Origin of the sequence: Tardiphaga robiniae, from assembly GCF_013359755.1 — a bacterium.
Classification (GTDB): Bacteria; Pseudomonadota; Alphaproteobacteria; order Rhizobiales; family Xanthobacteraceae; genus Tardiphaga; species Tardiphaga robiniae.
This window is the reverse complement of record NZ_JABMCJ010000093.1, coordinates 1-16,787: the sequence shown is the minus strand read 5'-3', so window position 1 is coordinate 16,787 and position 16,787 is coordinate 1. Positions and strand designations below refer to the sequence as shown.

Here is a 16,787-nt window from a genome sequence, read left to right as displayed (position 1 = left end):
GCGCATCCCAACCGTCCCTACGCGGCGACCCCACGCTCACTGCGAAAGCATCCATGCCCGCTTCATCAACTACCGCGACAAGCAGGATCGTCGAAGCCTATTACCGGTCGATCAAGATCGTCATGGCGGTGTTGCTCGCCGCCATGGTCGTCCTCGTCTTCGGCAATGTGGTGCTGCGTTACGTCTTCAACTCCGGCATCGCCATTTCCGAGGAACTGTCGCGCTGGCTGTTCGTCTGGATGGTGTTCCTCGGCGCCATCGTCGGCCTCCGCGAACACGCCCATCTCGGCGTCGACAGTTTCGTGAAGCTGCTGTCGCCGATGGGCCGCAAGATCTGCTACGCGCTCAGTCACTTGCTGATGCTCTACGCCTCTGTATTGCTCACCGAAGGCTCGTGGAAACAGACGGTGCTGAATTGGGACACGACGGCGCCCGCCTCCGGTCTCTCCGTCGGCCTGTTCTACGCGGCAGGTCTCGTCTTCGGCGTTGCCTCTATCCCGATCCTGCTGCATGACCTTTATCGCCTGCTCACCGGCCAGCTCGCCACATCCGAGCTGATCGCCATCAGCGAATCCGAGGAGCATGTCCCGGCTGCGCCCGCCCCCGCCAACGGGAACGACCGCCGATGACCATCAGCATCTTCACGTTCTCGCTGCTTGGCGCGATGGCCATCGGCATGCCGATCGCATTCGCCCTGATCATCTGCGGCGTCGCGCTGATGACCTATCTGGATATCTTCGACTCCCAGATCATCGCGCAGAACGTCATCAATGGCGTCGATTCCTTCCCGCTGATGGCCGTGCCGTTCTTCATCCTGGCCGGCGAGATCATGAACACCGGTGGCCTTGCCCGCCGCATCCTGAACTTCGCCATCGCCCTTGTCGGCCATCTGCGCGGCGGTCTTGGCTATGTCGCGATCCTGACCTCCTGCATCCTGGCATCGCTGTCCGGGTCTGCCGTTGCCGACGCCGCCGCACTCGGCGCATTGCTGGTCCCGATGATGGTTGCGGCCGGGCATAACCGCGCCTCCGCAGCCGGCCTCGTCGCCGCCGGCGGCATCATCGCGCCGGTGATCCCGCCTTCGATCGGATTCGTGATCTTCGGCGTTGCCGCCGGCGTTTCCATCTCAAAATTGTTTCTCGCCGGCGTGGTGCCGGGCCTGATGCTCGGCGGCAGCCTGTGCTTTGCCTGGTGGTGGGTTGCACGCAACGAGAACTCGGTGAGCCCGCCGCGCCAGAGCCTGGCGCAGATCTTTCGCGCGCTGATCGACGGCTTCTGGGCCTTGATGTTGCCGATGATCATCATCGTCGGCCTCCGCTTCGGCATCTTCACACCGACCGAAGCTGCCGTCGTCGTCGCAGTCTATTCCTTCATCGTGGCAACGTTCGTCTATCGCGAGCTAACACTGGCGCAGCTGATGAACATCCTGATCAGTTCAGCCCAGATCACCGCCGTGGTGATGTTCCTGGTCGCGGCAGCGCTGGTGTCGTCATGGCTGATCACGGTGGCCGAAATTTCCGGCCAGATCGTCGAACTGGCCCGTCCCTTCATGGGCAACCAGACGCTATTGATGATCGTGTTGATGATCATTGTCGTCATCGTCGGCACCGCACTCGACATGACCCCGACCATCCTGATCCTGACGCCCGTGTTGATGCCCATAGTCCGCGAGGCCGGCATCGACCCGGTCTATTTCGGGGTGCTGTTCATCATCAACAACGCGATCGGACTGATCACGCCACCCGTCGGCGTAGTGCTCAATGTGGTGTGCGGCGTGGCGAAGGTGAGCATGGACGAGATCATGCGCGGCGTCTGGCCGTTCATGATCGCACAATTGGTGGTGCTGGCGCTGCTGACGCTGTTTCCGTCGCTCGTGATGGTGCCGGCGAAGTGGCTCGGCGGCTAGAAGGAAGTTCGACAATGAAACGCGTGATGATCCTCAACGGTCCCAACCTCAACCTGCTCGGCGTGCGGGAGCCGCATATCTACGGAACCACCACGCTCGACCAGATCAAGGCCAGCTGCGAGGAACAGGCGGTCAAACTCAAACTGGCGCTGGCGTTCCACCAGTCGAACCACGAAGGCGTATTGGTCGATCTCATCCAGTCGGCCCGTCAGGATGCCGACGCCATCATCATCAATCCCGCGGGCTATTCGTTCACCTCGATCGCCATGCTCGACGCGATGAAAGCGTTCGAGGGACCGATCGTGGAGCTGCACATTTCGAACATCCACGCGCGCGACAAGTATCATCGCCATTCTGTGCTCTCGCAGGCTGCCACCGCTGTGATCTGCGGTCTCGGACCGTACGGCTATGTCGCAGCGATGCTGGCGGTCGCGCAGATGCCCACGCGTTGATCGCGTCGGGCCGATGCGGCCCTCATTCGCGGATCAACATGCTCTGGGGCTTGGTGAGTACGTCGGGGTGGAGAATGGCGGCAAGGGTCGCTGCAGGTAGCAAACCTTTTTCCAGCACCAGATCGTAGACGCTGCGGCCGGTCGCATGGGCCTCGACCGCGACGGCGGTGGCATTGGCGTAACCGATATAGGGATTGAGCGCAGTAACGAGGCCGATCGAATTCTCGACATAGGCACGGAGACGTTCGCGGTTCGCGGTGATACCCGCGACACAACGTTTTTCCAGCGTCAGGCAAGCCTCCCGCATATGACTGACGCTCTTGAACAGGCTGTGCGCGATGATCGGCTCGAACGCGTTGAGCTGAAGCTGGCCGGCCTCGGCCGCGAAGGTCACCGTGAGATCATTGCCGATGACCTCGAAGGCAACCTGGTTCACGACTTCCGGAATGACCGGATTCACCTTGCCCGGCATGATCGAGGAACCTGCCTGAACCGCCGGAAGATTGATCTCGTTGAGACCGGCGCGCGGACCGCTGGACAGCAGCCGGAGGTCATTGCAGATCTTGGAAATCTTGACGGCCACCCGCTTGAGCACGCCGGACAACTGCACGAACGCACCGCAATCCTGCGTGGCTTCGATCAGGTTTACGGCCGTGACCAGCGGCATGCCGGTGATGGCGAGGAGATGCTGGCAGACCAGACGCGCGTAGTCCGGATGGGACGTGATCCCGGTGCCGATGGCTGTCGCACCCATGTTGATCTCGCAAATCAGCAGTGCTGCCTCGCGGAGCCGGTCCTCGTCCTCGCCGATCATGACGCCGTAAGTGCTGAACTCCTGACCGAGCGTCATGGGCACCGCATCCTGCAACTGGGTACGGCCCATTTTCAGGACATCCTTGAACTCTTCGGCCTTGCGTTCGAAACCCTGGCGCAACACGGCCATCGCATCGATCAGGTGAAACACGCCGTGATAGGTCGCGATTTTCAACGCCGTGGGATACACGTCGTTGGTGCTCTGGCTCATATTGACCTGTTCGTTCGGGTGCAGGTACCCGTAGTCGCCCTTGCCATGACCGAGAATTTCCAGCGCACGATTGGCGATCACCTCATTCGCATTCATGTTGGTGGAGGTCCCGGCGCCGCCCTGGATGACGTCCACCACGAACTGGTCATGCAGGCGACCGGCGCGAATTTCCTCGCAGGCAGCGATGATCGCATCGCCGCGTAACTTGTCGAGCAGCCCCAGCTCCATATTCGACAGTGCCGCCGCCTGCTTGATCGCGGCAAGCGCACTGATGAGTTCGGGATAGATGGAAATCGGAATCCCGGTGATCGGAAAATTTTCGACGGCCCTCAGCGTATGAACGCCGTAATAGGCGTCGGCCGGAACATCGCGGTTGCCCAACAGGTCGTGCTCACTGCGCGTGTCGTTGGTCATGTCGGATCTTCCTGAGTTGTCGCTGTGAACAGACGATTGATCTCGTCAGCCGTCCCCGTCCCCGATCATGCCCAGTGAGCTTTCGAAACCTAACATCTCGAACTCACATGTTACGGCTATATCGTATCCGCCCCAGCCCAGTCGATCGAGTACAATCCGGCGCCGCCCTGCAAGGCGGGCTCATCCAAGGCCGCACGCCGGACGTGCTTGCCGGTCTCACTGCAAGAGCTGGCGGCTGGAAACAATGCGAGGCCGCGCGCGCCGCAGAGCGGCACGCACAACCGGTCGTCCAGAACGGGTGAGTTGTTACGAGCCCGGCGTCCAGGCCTGGTAGTCGCCGGTCGCCTTGGGACGCCGGCCGCTGGCCAGTGTCGAGCCCGACGGACGATAGGCCGCGGGCGTGCCGGTCAGGTTCGGCTGATGCGGCTTCTGCCATTCGCGCGGCGTATAATTCTCTTCGGTCGGCGGCACGTCCACGGTGTGGTGGATCCAGCCATGCCAGTCCGGCGGGATCTTGGTGGCTTCGGCATAGCCGTTATAAATCACCCAGCGGCGCTCGAAGCCCAGCGTCGGGTCGATCTTGCCGCCCTTGGTACGGTAATATGTGTTGCCCTGCTCGTCGGTGCCGACCAGTTCGCCGAATCGCGACGTCCACAGGTTCGTCCCGAAGGTCGTCCCGCTCCACCACGTGAAGAATTTCAGCAGAAACTGTTTCATATTTTGAACCGTTCGAAGGTTTTCGTCGGGCTGTTGATGCCATCCGGGCCGCCAAATGTCCAGTTGCCGCCGCGACCGATCGCCGCCTGCAACTGATTGTGACATGCCTCGTATGGGCCTCCCCCGAACCCTACCTCCAAAGTACCTGCAGTCGCAGAAACGGCGCAATCCATTCATGCCGCATACAGTTCCGGACCATCATTCTGTCGTTGCGCAATAACCGCGTGGCGGCAGGGAACGGCAGTCCCTTCAGGGGGTTGAACATGCATCCCAGACAGGAGCAAACGATGACGAATTTGAAAATCTTGAGCGTCGCAGCAGCCGTCGCTGTGGCCATCCCCGCTTTCGCAGTGACCCCCAGCTACGCACAGAACACCAAGGTCGTGGGCGTCGGCCCCGGCGGTGCGCGCACGATCGGCACGTTCTCTGGCGGCGGTCAGCGCTTTGGTGGCGGAGGTGGCGGCTGGCATGGCGGCCAGCGCCCTGGCGGCGGTGGCTGGAATCACGGTGGCGGCTGGCGCGGTGGTGGCTGGCGTGGCGGCGGTTACGGCCCGGGCTTCGCAGCCGGCGCCATTATTGGCAGCGGTCTGGCGGCCAGCAGCTATTACGGGAATTCCTACGGCTATTACGGCGGCAGCCCGTATTACGGCAGCAGCTATTACGATGACGCGCCGGATGTGGTCGAAGTCGCTCCTGACACCGGCGGCGGCGACGTTGACTACTGCATCCGCACCTACAAGTCGTACAATGTCCGCACGGGCACCTATCTCGGTTATGACGGCCTGCGTCACGCCTGCCCGTAACACGACGATCTAAGCGTTACGCAAAAGACGGTGCCTCGCGGCATCGTCTTTTGTCGTTTCTGGTTTGCGCCTGCTGTCTCAAGGTCTAAGAACGTGGGTGCAGCGTACGGGGGACATTCAGGGAACTCGCGCGTAGTGTTGGTAGACATGTGGACCTATCTACCGGTTCGATGGGTCGACGTCGGGTGTGAGCAGGTTCAGTGGACGCGTCAGACAAGCCGAAGATCGCCAGGCTCCATCCCAATGAAGCCGAACGCCTCAAGGCGCTGCGCTCCTACGGCATTCTCGACACCGCCATTGAGCCATCCTTCGACGACATCACCAAGATCGCCAGCTATGTCTGCCAGACGCCGATCTCGATCATTAGCCTCGTCGATGACGGCCGGCAGTGGTTCAAGTCGGAGATCGGTCTTGGCGTGCGGCAGACGCCGATGGATCAATCGATTTGCGCGCACGCGATCCTCGAACACAGTTTTCTCGAAGTCGAGGACGTCACCAAGGATCCAAGATTCGACTGCAATCCGCTGGTGACCGGCGAGCCCCATTTGCGCTTCTATGCCGGCGCACTGCTGCGCACACCGGACGGCCTGCCGCTCGGCACCGTCTGCGTGCTCGATGACAAGCCGCGCGTGCTGTCGACCGAACAGCGCGAGGTGCTGGCCGCCCTCGCCCGCCAGGTCATGGCGCAGATGGAATTCCGCCGGGCGCTGCATCTGTCGGATCGGCTTCAGCGCAATATCAGCCGGCTGATGGCGGTCGCAGGCCACGACCTGAAGCAGCCATTGCAGGTCATGATCATGGCGATCGACCGCATCCGCAACAAGCTGACCGACGAGAAGGATCGTGAGCGGCTCGGCTATGCCATCGACGCCGGCATGCGGATGGCGGAAGAGCTCGACCGTCTCGCCGAGACATCTGTGCTGGATGCCGGCTTTGGGATTCCGAACCTGCGATCGTTCCCGATCTCTGACGTGTTCGAGTCGATCAGCGCCAACTGGCGCCTGCATGCCGAAGCCAAGGGCCTCGACCTCGTCATTGTGCCGAGCAAGGCGCAGGTTGTCAGTGATCCCGGCATGCTGCGCGCGATCCTTGGCAATCTCGTCGGCAATGCCATCAAATATACCGAGCGCGGTCGCGTGCTGGTCGGCTGTCGCAAGCACGCCAACGCGGTGACCATCGAGGTGCTGGACTCCGGCACCGGCATTCCCGCCGAACAGCTCACCGCGATCTTCGATGCCTTCCACCAGATCAATCCGGCCAGCGAGGGCCTTGGCCTCGGATTGTCGATCGTTCGGCGCACGGCCGAAGCACTCGGCCATGTGATCGAGGTGAAGTCCGACCTCACCCACGGTTCGCATTTCACCGTGAAAGTGCCGTTGGCGGCGAAACCGGCCTAGCGACTACTCACCCGCGTTGGGCGCCTGACGTGCTGACGGCGCGGTGGGCGCAAAGCCCCATTCATTGTTGCCGCGCAGGAAGGCGATCCAGCCCCACGCCGCGCCGGCGTGACGCAGCAACTGAAAACTGAACGGTTCGAGGATCGCCGCGAACACCGCTGCGGCGAAACTCGTCCGCGTGCGGCCGCCTGTCAGGCGCTGATAGAGATGCACGGTCCAGAGATAGACCAGGAAATCCGCGACGATCTTCGCGGTGATCAGACCGAACACTGGCACGGCGATGGCGGTCTTGCCGGTGACGAGCAAAGCCAGCAGCAATACGAAGGCCGTGAGGCCGTAGATCGGCTGCAGCGTATCCAGCGCCTTGATCGGCAGCATGCGCAGGCCGAGCCGGCCGTAACGCGCATTGCCGGTCATGTCGCGATTCCAGTATTGCGTCTGCAGGAAGCCCGCGAACCAGCGCCGGCGCTGCCGCAGGAACGTCATGACGTGAGACGGCGCTTCCGTGCGCGCCAGCGACGTGCCGATCATGCGAAGCTGCCAGTCGAGGCCGTGATCGACGGCATAGCGATGCATGCGGTGGGTCAGCTCATAGTCCTCGACAAGACACTCCGCATCGAAGCCACCGACGGCCACCAGCGCCTCCCTGCGGAAGCCAGCAAAGGCGCCGGAGATCAACAGCAGGCTGTTGCCGCGCATCCAGGCGAAGCGCGAGATGATGTTGCGGATATATTCGTAGGTCTGGAACCACTGCATCACGCGACCGCTGGCGCTGTCGTCGCAGACCGGCACGAGAATGCCGCCGGCCGCGACCAGCGCGGGATCTGCAGAAAAGGCCCCGCGCATTTCGGCGATGGCATCATCAGCCAGAAACGTATCGGCATCCAGCGTGATGACGATGTCGGTATCGGCCTTGAGGATCGCCGTGTTCAGGGCCCGCGCCTTGCCCTGATGCGGCAGGCGCAGCCATTGCAGTCTCGAGCTGCCGAACTGGCCGATGCTGCTCTGGCCGACGGCCGGAATGGCGAGACCGTAACGGTCGCGTAGGAGCGCGTCGGTTGCATCGCGCGAGCCGTCATCCGCGATCAGGATCAGATCCGGCGCATCGGACTGGCGTGCGATGGCGGCCAGCGCCTCCGGCAGATTAAGTGCCTCGTTATGCGCGGCTATCAGGATGCCCACCGATGGACGCGATTGCGCAGCAACCGCTCCAGATGGACCACGCGCGGAAATCGCTAGCGGCAGCGTCTGCCACACCACATAAAGCATCAGCACTGTGTCATAGGCGATATAGACCATGCCCGCTGACCACGCCCAGATGCTGTTCAAAAAGAACGCGCGGCCGAACAGCAGCGCCCAGAGCGCTAGCACGGCGAGATAGATCATCAGGCTGATGAACGGCATCCGGCGCGGTGTGATACGCGGCGATGCGGCGGCGAAGGCCGCCTGAAGGGATATTGTCATGCCGTCAATTCAATCGCGCGTTCGAGCAAACCGATCCTGCGAGAGCTACGCGTGAATCGTGATCGAGTTGCGGAGCCGCGATCAAATAGCGCGTGATTGCGGTCACGACGAACACACAAAGTCGTCATGCCTCAAAAGACAAATCCTGTTTAAACTTATTCCATGCACGCACAGAAAATGCCGATTCAACGTTACAGCCGCATCGCCATGATCCTGCACTGGCTGATTGCCGTTCTAATCACACTCAATGTCGCGCTGATCTGGAGCGTGGACCTCATTCCCGAGGACAACATCCGCTTCGTCATCGATGCACATAAGTCGTTCGGCATCACCGTGCTCGGCCTCGTGCTGATGCGCCTGCTGTGGCGCGCGGCGAACAGGCCACCCGATCTGCCCGAGACCTATCCGCCCGCCGAGAAGGCCGCCGCACATGGTGCGCATCTCGCGCTCTATGTGCTGATGATCGGACTGCCGCTGTCCGGCTGGATCCACGATTCCGCCTGGAAGGCGGCCGGCGAAATTCCAATGTACCTGTTCGGCCTGTTCCAGTGGCCACGCATTGGCTGGATCATGTCGATCGAGCCGGCCTTCAAGGAACGCCTGCACGATATTTTCGGCGGCATTCACGTGTGGCTGTCCTATGCGCTCTATGCGCTGGTCGGCCTGCACATCGCCGCCGCGCTGAAGCATCAGTTCTGGGACGGACATCCCGAACTGCAGCGGATGTGGCCCGGTGGCGACGCGCCCGCGCCTAGCCCCTTGTCGTCAGCGCAACGCCCGCCAGCGTAAATACCAGGGCCGCGATCTGCATGGCGCCGAGCGGTTCCCGCAGGGCGATGGCCGAGCTGACCACGCCGATCACGGGCACCGCCATGGTCCCGATTGCGGCCACCGAGGCCGGCAAGTGCTTGAGCGCCGCGAACCAGCAGACGTAAGCGATGCAGAACCCCACCAGCACGACATAGGCGAGTAGCCCCCAGCCCAGCGGCGTCAGTGCTGCAAAATGCGGGCTTTCGAAGATCAGACCCAGCAACAGCACCGGCACACAACCGATCCCAATCTGCCAGGCGGATGACGTCACCAGAGGCAGCGTGAGCCCGAACTTCTTGGCCAGCACCGTGCCGAGCGCAAAGCCGAACCCACCCAGCAGCGCCAGAGCGATTCCCGGGAGCTTCTCCGCGCTCGCGGCCAGCCCACCGCCCCCCATCAACGCGGCGATGCCGGCAAAGGCCATCAGCATGGCCACGATCCGCTGCATCGACAGGCGCTCGCCGAGGATCAGCCAGGCCAGTCCGGCAGCCCAGACCGGCATGGTGAACGCAATCACCGCGGCCTCGCCGGCCGGCAGCCACAGCAGCGACAAGCCGACGAAAGCCATCCAGCCGAACACGTTCAGGCCCGCCAGCACGACCAGATGCAACCATTGATGATGCGGTACGCGAAGACTCTCGCCGCGCCAGACGGCGATCCCGGCCAGCAGCAATGCCCCGACGATGCCGGTGCTGCCGCGCGCCGACAGCGGTGGCCATTCTGACAGCAGCGCTTTCGACACCGGCCAGTTCAGACCCCAGGCGATCGACGCGATGGCGAGCAACACGAGACCGAAGGGAGCGATTCGCGCGCGCGAAACGGGGGGACTGGGCATTGTCATGGAGGGAACCGGCTGAGGAATCGGCGGGACCATGCGCGCAGTTGAAGGGTCTGACCACTGCCGGTGGAGGGAACCTGCCCGGCAACCACCGCTGCGCCTGAGTCCCCCCAAACGCAATCCCTGGATGACAAAATAAAGTTGGGCTGTGAACAGTGGGCGCAGCTCGGATTCCGGACAGTTTTAGAAATATTTTTGACTTCCGAATCCATGAGGACTCACTGATACTTGACCTCAATCGAGGCGCGCTCTGCCCCCTTGGTTATCCACCCTTTCCACCATATTTAGTATTTGATTCAGGAACCCCGACTACTCCTTGACGGGTGAGATCGGTTTGGCCTAGTTTTCGAACTGTTCGGCGCGGGTCGTTTTTTGTCCCGTCGGACGCTCCCAAACGGGTTCCAGATTGACCGCTCCGTCCTCCAGTCGAGGCTACGGGATCGGGGATTTGCGTCCTGGAATCCGGGCCGGAAAGTCGGCGCTTGGAGCACTAAAAAACGGGCCGGAAACCGGCTCAAACAGCGTGGTGAGGCGTTAGGATCAGGTCGACCCGCAACAGCGAGGAAGCCCGATCCAAGGAAGCATGACCCCGGCAGTCCCGGGTGGCCGAGATGACGGCCAGCACATGCTCCACAGAGAAAACAGGACCGGTTCACCCGGCCAAGCTGCGGCGAATTTGGGGCAACCCGGACGTCGCTAACAGAAATCGCCGATGCCGCCAGATGGGGTGTCGGGCTTAAGACGGGGCACGACCACGATGCAGATTCAACGCCGCTACACCACCGAAGGACAGTCGCCCTATGCCGGGATCGACTTCCGCCACACCACGTCCGAGATCCGCAATCCGGATGGCTCCGTGGTGTTCAAGCTTGAAGGCGTTGAAGTGCCCGACTCGTGGTCGCAGGTCGCCTCCGACGTGCTGGCCCAGAAGTATTTCCGCAAGGCCGGCGTCGCCGCCAAATTGAAGAAGGTCGAGGAAGAGACCGTGCCGTCGTGGCTGTGGCGCTCGGTGCCCGACACCGAGGCCCTCGCCGCACTGCCCGAGAAAGAGCGCTTCGTCAGCGAACTGTCCTCGAAGCAGGTGTTCGATCGCCTCGCCGGCTGCTGGACCTATTGGGGCTGGAAGGGCGGCTACTTCACCTCTGAAGCCGACGCCCACGCCTTCCATGACGAGCTGCGCTTCATGCTCGCCAAGCAGATGGTCGCGCCGAATTCGCCGCAGTGGTTCAACACGGGTCTTCACTGGGCCTACGGCGTCGACGGTCCCGGCCAGGGCCACTATTACGTCGACTGGAAGACCGGCAAGCTGACCAAGTCGAAGTCGGCTTACGAACATCCGCAGCCGCATGCCTGCTTCATCCAGGGCGTCGAGGACGATCTGGTCAATGAAGGCGGCATCATGGACCTGTGGGTGCGTGAAGCCCGCTTGTTCAAATACGGCTCGGGCACCGGCTCGAATTTCTCGAAGCTGCGCGGCGAAGGCGAAAAGCTGTCGGGCGGCGGTCGCTCGTCGGGCCTGATGTCGTTCCTGAAGATCGGCGACCGCGCCGCCGGCGCCATCAAGTCGGGCGGCACCACGCGCCGTGCGGCCAAGATGGTCGTGGTCGATGCCGACCATCCGGATATCGAGACCTATATCGACTGGAAGGTGAAGGAAGAGCAGAAGGTCGCGGCCTTGGTCACTGGTTCGAAGATGAACCAGAAGCACCTCAAGGCGATCCTGAAGGCCTGCGTGAATTGCGAAGGCTCCGGCGACGACTGCTTCGATCCCGAGAAGAACCCGGCTTTGCGCCGCGAGATCAAGCTCGCGCGCCGCTCGCTGGTCAATGACAACGTCATCAAGCGCGTCATTCAGTATGCCAAGCAGGGCTACAAGGACATCGACTTCCCGATCTACGACACCGACTGGGATTCCGAAGCCTATCTCACCGTTGCCGGCCAGAACTCCAACAACTCCGTCTCGCTGAAGGACGATTTCCTGCGCGCCGTCGAGACCGACGGCACCTGGGACCTGATCGCCCGCAAGGACGGCAAGGTCATGAAGACCATCAAGGCCCGCGATCTCTGGGAAAAGATCGGCTACGCCGCCTGGGCATCGGCCGATCCCGGCCTGCACTTCAACACCACCATGAACGACTGGCACACCTGCAAGTCGTCGGGCGATATCCGCGCGTCCAATCCGTGCTCGGAATACATGTTCCTGGACGACACGGCGTGTAACCTCGCCTCGGCCAACCTGCTGACCTTCTACGACACCGCTTCGGCCACCTTCGACATCCACGCCTACGAGCATCTCTGCCGTCTGTGGACCATGGTGCTCGAAATCTCGGTGATGATGGCGCAGTTCCCGTCGAAGCCGATCGCCGAACTCTCCTACGAGTTCCGCACCCTCGGCCTCGGCTATGCCAATATCGGCGGCCTGCTGATGACCATGGGTCTCTCGTATGACTCGAAGGAAGGCCGCGCGCTGTGCGGCGCCCTCACCGCTGTCATGACCGGCGTCAGCTACGCGACCTCGGCCGAGATGGCCAAGGAGCTCGGCCCGTTCCCCGGCTACAAGAAGAACGCAGCCCATATGCTGCGCGTCATCCGCAACCATCGCCGTGCAGCCCATGGCGAAACCCGCGGCTATGAAGGCCTGGCCGTTGCGCCTGTGGCGCTCGACCATGCCTCCTGCCCGCAGGCCGACATCGTCACCCGCGCCAAGATCGCTTGGGATCTCGCCCTCGAACTCGGCGAACTCCACGGCTATCGCAACGCCCAGACCACCGTGGTGGCGCCGACCGGCACCATCGGCCTGGTCATGGATTGCGACACCACCGGCATCGAGCCTGACTTCGCGCTGGTGAAATTCAAGAAGCTCGCCGGTGGCGGCTACTGGAAGATCATCAACCGCGCCGTCCCCGCAGCGCTCCGCGTGCTCGGCTATCGCGAGAGCGAAATCGCCGAGATCGAGGCCTATGCCGTCGGTCACGGCTCGCTGTCCAACGCGCCGGGCATCAATGCCTCGACGCTGAAGGCCAAGGGCTTCACCGATGAAGCGCTGAAGAAGGTCGAGGCTGCCCTGCCGACCGCCTTCGACATCAAGTTCGCCTTCAACAAGTGGACTTTTGGCGAGGACTTCCTGCGCGACGTCCTCAAGATCGAAGCCGAAGCCATCGCCGCTCCGGGCTTCGACCTCCTCGCCGCGCTCGGCTTCACCAAGCGCGAGATCGAAGCCGCCAACGTGCACATCTGCGGCGCGATGACGGTGGAAGGTGCCCCCCATCTGAAGGCCGAACACTACAGCGTGTTCGATTGCGCCAATCCCTGCGGCAAGATCGGCAAGCGCTATCTTTCGGTGGAAAGCCACATCCGCATGATGGCGGCGTCGCAGCCCTTCATCTCGGGTGCGATCTCCAAGACCATCAACATGCCGAACGACGCCACGGTGGAGGACTGCAAGTCCGCTTACCTCCTCTCGTGGAAGCTCGCGCTGAAGGCCAATGCGCTGTACCGCGACGGCTCCAAGCTCTCGCAGCCGCTCAACTCGCAGCTCATCAGCGATGACGACGAGGACGAGGATGCGCTGGAGAACCTGATGGAGAAGCCGATGGCGGCGCGCACCGCCGCGATCTCCGAGAAGGTGGTGGAGCGTCTGGTCGAGCGCATCGTGGTGATGCGCGACCGCGAGAAGATGCCGGATCGCCGCAAGGGCTACACCCAGAAGGCCGTCGTCGGCGGTCACAAGGTCTATCTGCGCACCGGCGAATATGACGACGGCCGCCTCGGCGAGATCTTCATCGACATGCACAAGGAAGGCGCGGCGCTCCGCTCCTTCATCAACAACTTCGCCATCGCCGTCTCGCTGGGTCTCCAGTATGGCGTGCCGCTGGAGGAGTATGTCGACGCCTTCACCTTCACCCGCTTCGAACCCGCGGGCCCGGTACAGGGCAATGACTCAATCAAGTTTGCGACCTCGATCCTCGACTATGTGTTCCGCGAACTCGCGGTCTCCTACATGTCGCGCTTCGATCTCGGCCATGTCGACGTCTCCGAGTCGGGCTTCGATGCGCTCGGCAAGGGCGAGGATGAAGGCAAGGCACCGGCCGACCAGAACAAGTATGTCTCCAAGGGTCTGACCCGCTCGCGCACCGACAACCTCGTCGTCATGCGCGCGCCGGCTCCGGCCGAGAACACCGACGCCCGCGCTTCGGGCAACGTCACCTCGCTGAACGCGTCGGGCACCACCGCCCGCCACGGCAGCGGAGATGCCGCGGTGGCCCTCAAGACCGCCGAGCCCGAGCACGCGCTCTCGCCGACCGAAAAGCTCGAGGCGCAAGCCTGGAGCAAAGCGGGCAGCGCCGCAGCTGCCGCGCCCTCCAAGGCCGAACGCCGCGCCGAAGCGAAAGCCAAGGGTTATGAAGGCGACATGTGCGGCGAATGCTCGAACTTCACGCTGGTGCGGAATGGCACCTGTATGAAGTGCGACACTTGCGGCAGCACGACGGGGTGCAGCTGATATCAAACGACGTCATGGCCGGGCTTGACCCAGGCATCTACGAATAAAAAGGGCCGCTCGAAAGAGCGGCCTCATCTTTTTGTCGTGCTGAATGGCTCACAACTACAACAGACATCGCGCCGCCACTACTTTTGATTGAATGCCTTGCCTCCTTACGATATGAGAAACAAGCAAAGAGAAGTTGGGGAGCATCATTGTGGCAACGCATCGTGTACTAATCACTACGCCTCCGCTTGAAGTCGGCAAGGCTGACATCCGTCTGGATATTAAGAAAGATGACGAGAAGCTGGGTGAACTAAGAGTGTCGCACGGCTCTGCAGTTTGGTTTCCGAATGGCAATACCTACGGCTACAAACTTTCGTGGTCAAAAATAGCAAAACTCTTCGAGGAACATGGCCAGAAAAAAGCTGAGCTCCGCTAGCTCAAAACGTGACACACGCTTAAAAAGGGCCACTCGAAAGAGCGGCCCTTAATATTAGAAGGCGAGGATCATGACAGCGTTGGCCGACCTAATCAAAGCAATCGCCGCCCTGCTTTGGCCCGTACTGGCATTCGCATTTCTCTGGCTCTTCAAAAGTGAAATTGCCGGAATTTTGAAAAGGCTCAGCCATCTCCGAAAAGGAAAATTGCTCGGCCAAGAAATTGAACTAAACGAAGAACTGGACGAACTACAACGATCAGCGATCAAGGCAGAGCAAGAAACAGTCGCTTCGGTACCTCCACTAAAAGCTCCAGATTTGGAGAACAGTGCTAGAAAAGACTTCGAAAGCGATTTGCTCAGTAATATATCCAAATCACCAAAGGCAGCGCTTATGCTACTGGCGGCTGAGATCGAACGACGCCTGCGCTTAATTTTGGTTTCAACTGGCTGGGCGCAAAATATTAAGCCTGCTCCTATTGCAAAAGCCATTGACAAGCTGCGAGAGCAAGGGAGCTTGCCTGAACACGTCAGCGGGTCCATCAAGCTCTTCCTAGACGTGCGAAACAAGATTGTTCATGGCCATTCCGCCACAGAAGAAGACACTCTTCGTGCGATAGATTCTGGCTTCACGGTTTTAAAGTCTCTCGAAGCAATTCCATTTGAAGAGAACATCGTCCATCACCCAGGCGTCGCCATCTATTCTGACGCCCTGTGTGAGCATGAAATAGCTGATGCGGTTGGCTTACTCCTAGAATCGACATCGCCCGGCCGAACCACCAAATCGCTTAGAATCTTCCCAACTACGAGGAAGGACTATCGCGCGGGGGAATCCGTAGCGTGGGAGTGGACGTTTGACCGAAGCTGGGGACCGGCTTGGTATCGCGATCCTAGCACCCATGAAATCAAGCAGGCTTGGTTATCCGCTGCCGAATTCATCGGCCGACATCTAAGTGATATCTGAAGTAACTGCAGCAAGCGTAGGGCGGATTAGCGCAGCGTAATCCGCCGCATCGCGGCGGCGCAATACGCTTCGCTATTGCGCCCTACTCGCTGATCGCATCTCACAAGAAAACGAGGATAGTTGACATGGGAGAGATTTACGTCCCTCGCGATCAAAGGATTGCGATCACAAAAATCGATGACAGCAGCTTGAGCAGGCTCATAGAGCAAGCGATCCTCGATGAGCGATTGGGCGATCTGCATACTTTGCATCTCGCAGACTGCGGATCCTATATCGCAACCCAACTTCATTATTTCGAACGTGCACTAACAAGGCACCGCGAGGCCAAAACATCGAGAAAGCGAGATGAAACGGAAAGTTCGCTCCGACGTGCGGCATATGACCTGTCCTCCGCTGTCAGAGCAATGAAATCAAGGGTAGAAATAGAGCAGAAGGAAGAGCAGTTCTTCTACGTTGAAAGCGAACTCAACTTGGGATTACATTATAGTAAAAATCTGACCACAAGGGTAACTTATCGATGGCGCCAGACCATCGACGACGAATGGAAAAGTGGCCACATAACGTTCGCCCACAATGTTGAACCGCGCCCGGACTATATGACACCGCGTCCCAAACGAAAGCCGAGCGCAGCTAAACAGAAGCAAGAACTAGAAAACATGCTGCATGAGATTTGGGAGGATCTTATGCGCAGCGCACTCTATTCCGTCAGGAGCTATTTTAGGGACGGTGGCGACGGGAGCAAGATTCCGGAAACCTTCAAAGTAACAGTCGATCCACATTCTGGCGGTCTAAACAACTACAGCACACAGTTCTGGCGTTCGCAGCAACCGTAGGACAGATTGGCGCAGCGCAACCCGCCTCAACTGTCGCTCGGCGCAATACGCTTCCGCCTTCGCTCTGCGAGCTACGGCGGACAGGTCGCACTTGCGCCCCATTCGTATACGGCGCTCGGTGCAGGTGTGGCGGTCGGTGCAGGCAGGCGCGCCATCCAGATGCGCAACGCCAAGGGTGTCGTCCTGACGCTGGAAGGCGAGCAACTGGGCCTCCAGTTCGATTTCGACCTGAGCGGAATGAGCGTC

14 protein-coding genes and 1 pseudogene are annotated in these 16,787 nt (G+C 60.9%); 11 read left to right on the top strand and 4 right to left on the bottom strand.

Annotation, left to right across the window (positions count from 1 at the left end):
- Positions 1–53 precede the first annotated feature (53 nt).
- Genes HP556_RS24280 through aroQ form a run of 3 tightly spaced genes read left to right on the top strand, consistent with a single transcriptional unit; the run spans position 54 to position 2,358 of the window.
- The gene (locus tag HP556_RS24280; protein ID WP_175368870.1) at positions 54–629 is read left to right on the top strand and encodes a TRAP transporter small permease; all 576 of its coding nucleotides are present in this window, start codon (positions 54–56) and stop codon (positions 627–629) included.
- Positions 626–1,906, top strand: a complete 1,281-nt coding sequence (locus HP556_RS24275; RefSeq protein WP_068736733.1) for a TRAP transporter large permease subunit — start codon at positions 626–628, stop codon at positions 1,904–1,906. The genes HP556_RS24280 and HP556_RS24275 overlap by 4 nt, the downstream gene beginning before the upstream one ends.
- Positions 1,907–1,920: 14 nt before the next feature.
- Entirely contained in the window at positions 1,921–2,358 is a 438-nt protein-coding gene (aroQ, locus tag HP556_RS24270) for a type II 3-dehydroquinate dehydratase (RefSeq protein WP_093758380.1), read from the top strand.
- A gap of 22 nt (positions 2,359–2,380) precedes the next feature.
- Here the strand turns inward: aroQ and aspA are convergent, their stop codons facing one another.
- A complete protein-coding gene (gene aspA, locus HP556_RS24265) occupies positions 2,381–3,796 on the bottom strand; it encodes an aspartate ammonia-lyase (protein WP_175368869.1) in 1,416 nt (471 codons plus the stop codon).
- 306 nt (positions 3,797–4,102) lie between these two features.
- Positions 4,103–4,513: an NADH:ubiquinone oxidoreductase subunit NDUFA12 gene (locus HP556_RS24260; protein ID WP_089264087.1), complete on the bottom strand. Its 411-nt coding sequence runs from the start codon at positions 4,511–4,513 to the stop codon at positions 4,103–4,105.
- Between the two features lie 287 nt (positions 4,514–4,800).
- Between HP556_RS24260 and HP556_RS24255 the strand changes: the two genes are divergently transcribed.
- Both HP556_RS24255 and HP556_RS24250 read left to right on the top strand, forming a co-directional pair.
- Positions 4,801–5,316, top strand: coding sequence for a BA14K family protein (locus HP556_RS24255; RefSeq protein ID WP_093758378.1), 516 nt, complete (start codon positions 4,801–4,803; stop codon positions 5,314–5,316).
- A 200-nt stretch (positions 5,317–5,516) separates the two neighbouring features.
- On the top strand, positions 5,517–6,713 hold the full coding sequence (locus HP556_RS24250; RefSeq protein ID WP_093758377.1) for a GAF domain-containing sensor histidine kinase: 1,197 nt from the start codon (positions 5,517–5,519) through the stop codon (positions 6,711–6,713).
- Positions 6,714–6,716: 3 nt separating this feature from the next.
- Here HP556_RS24250 and HP556_RS24245 read toward each other — a convergent pair whose 3' ends face one another.
- A complete protein-coding gene (locus HP556_RS24245; RefSeq protein WP_175368868.1) occupies positions 6,717–8,177 on the bottom strand; it encodes a glycosyltransferase family 2 protein in 1,461 nt (486 codons plus the stop codon).
- 177 nt (positions 8,178–8,354) lie between these two features.
- On the opposite strand from HP556_RS24245, the gene HP556_RS24240 reads away from it, so the two are divergent.
- Positions 8,355–8,966 (top strand): cytochrome b, encoded by a 612-nt coding sequence (locus tag HP556_RS24240; RefSeq protein WP_175368867.1) that lies wholly within the window; start codon positions 8,355–8,357, stop codon positions 8,964–8,966.
- On the opposite strand, the gene HP556_RS24235 is transcribed toward HP556_RS24240, so the two are convergent.
- On the bottom strand, positions 8,929–9,828 hold the full coding sequence (locus HP556_RS24235) for a DMT family transporter (RefSeq protein ID WP_175368866.1): 900 nt from the start codon (positions 9,826–9,828) through the stop codon (positions 8,929–8,931). The two genes, HP556_RS24240 and HP556_RS24235, sit on opposite strands and share 38 nt — an antisense overlap.
- 754 nt (positions 9,829–10,582) lie before the next feature.
- Between HP556_RS24235 and HP556_RS24230 the strand changes: the two genes are divergently transcribed.
- The 5 genes and pseudogenes from HP556_RS24230 to HP556_RS24210 form a co-directional block, all read left to right on the top strand.
- A complete protein-coding gene (locus HP556_RS24230; protein ID WP_175368865.1) occupies positions 10,583–14,326 on the top strand; it encodes a vitamin B12-dependent ribonucleotide reductase in 3,744 nt (1,247 codons plus the stop codon).
- Positions 14,327–14,522: 196 nt separating this feature from the next.
- Positions 14,523–14,747 (top strand): hypothetical protein, encoded by a 225-nt coding sequence (locus HP556_RS24225; protein ID WP_175368864.1) that lies wholly within the window; start codon positions 14,523–14,525, stop codon positions 14,745–14,747.
- 70 nt (positions 14,748–14,817) lie between these two features.
- On the top strand, positions 14,818–15,708 hold the full coding sequence (locus HP556_RS24220) for a hypothetical protein (RefSeq protein WP_175368863.1): 891 nt from the start codon (positions 14,818–14,820) through the stop codon (positions 15,706–15,708).
- Between the two features lie 125 nt (positions 15,709–15,833).
- Positions 15,834–16,541, top strand: coding sequence for a hypothetical protein (locus tag HP556_RS24215; protein WP_175368862.1), 708 nt, complete (start codon positions 15,834–15,836; stop codon positions 16,539–16,541).
- Positions 16,542–16,547: 6 nt separating this feature from the next.
- Positions 16,548–16,787, top strand: a pseudogene (locus HP556_RS24210) (hypothetical protein); the annotation flags it as partial.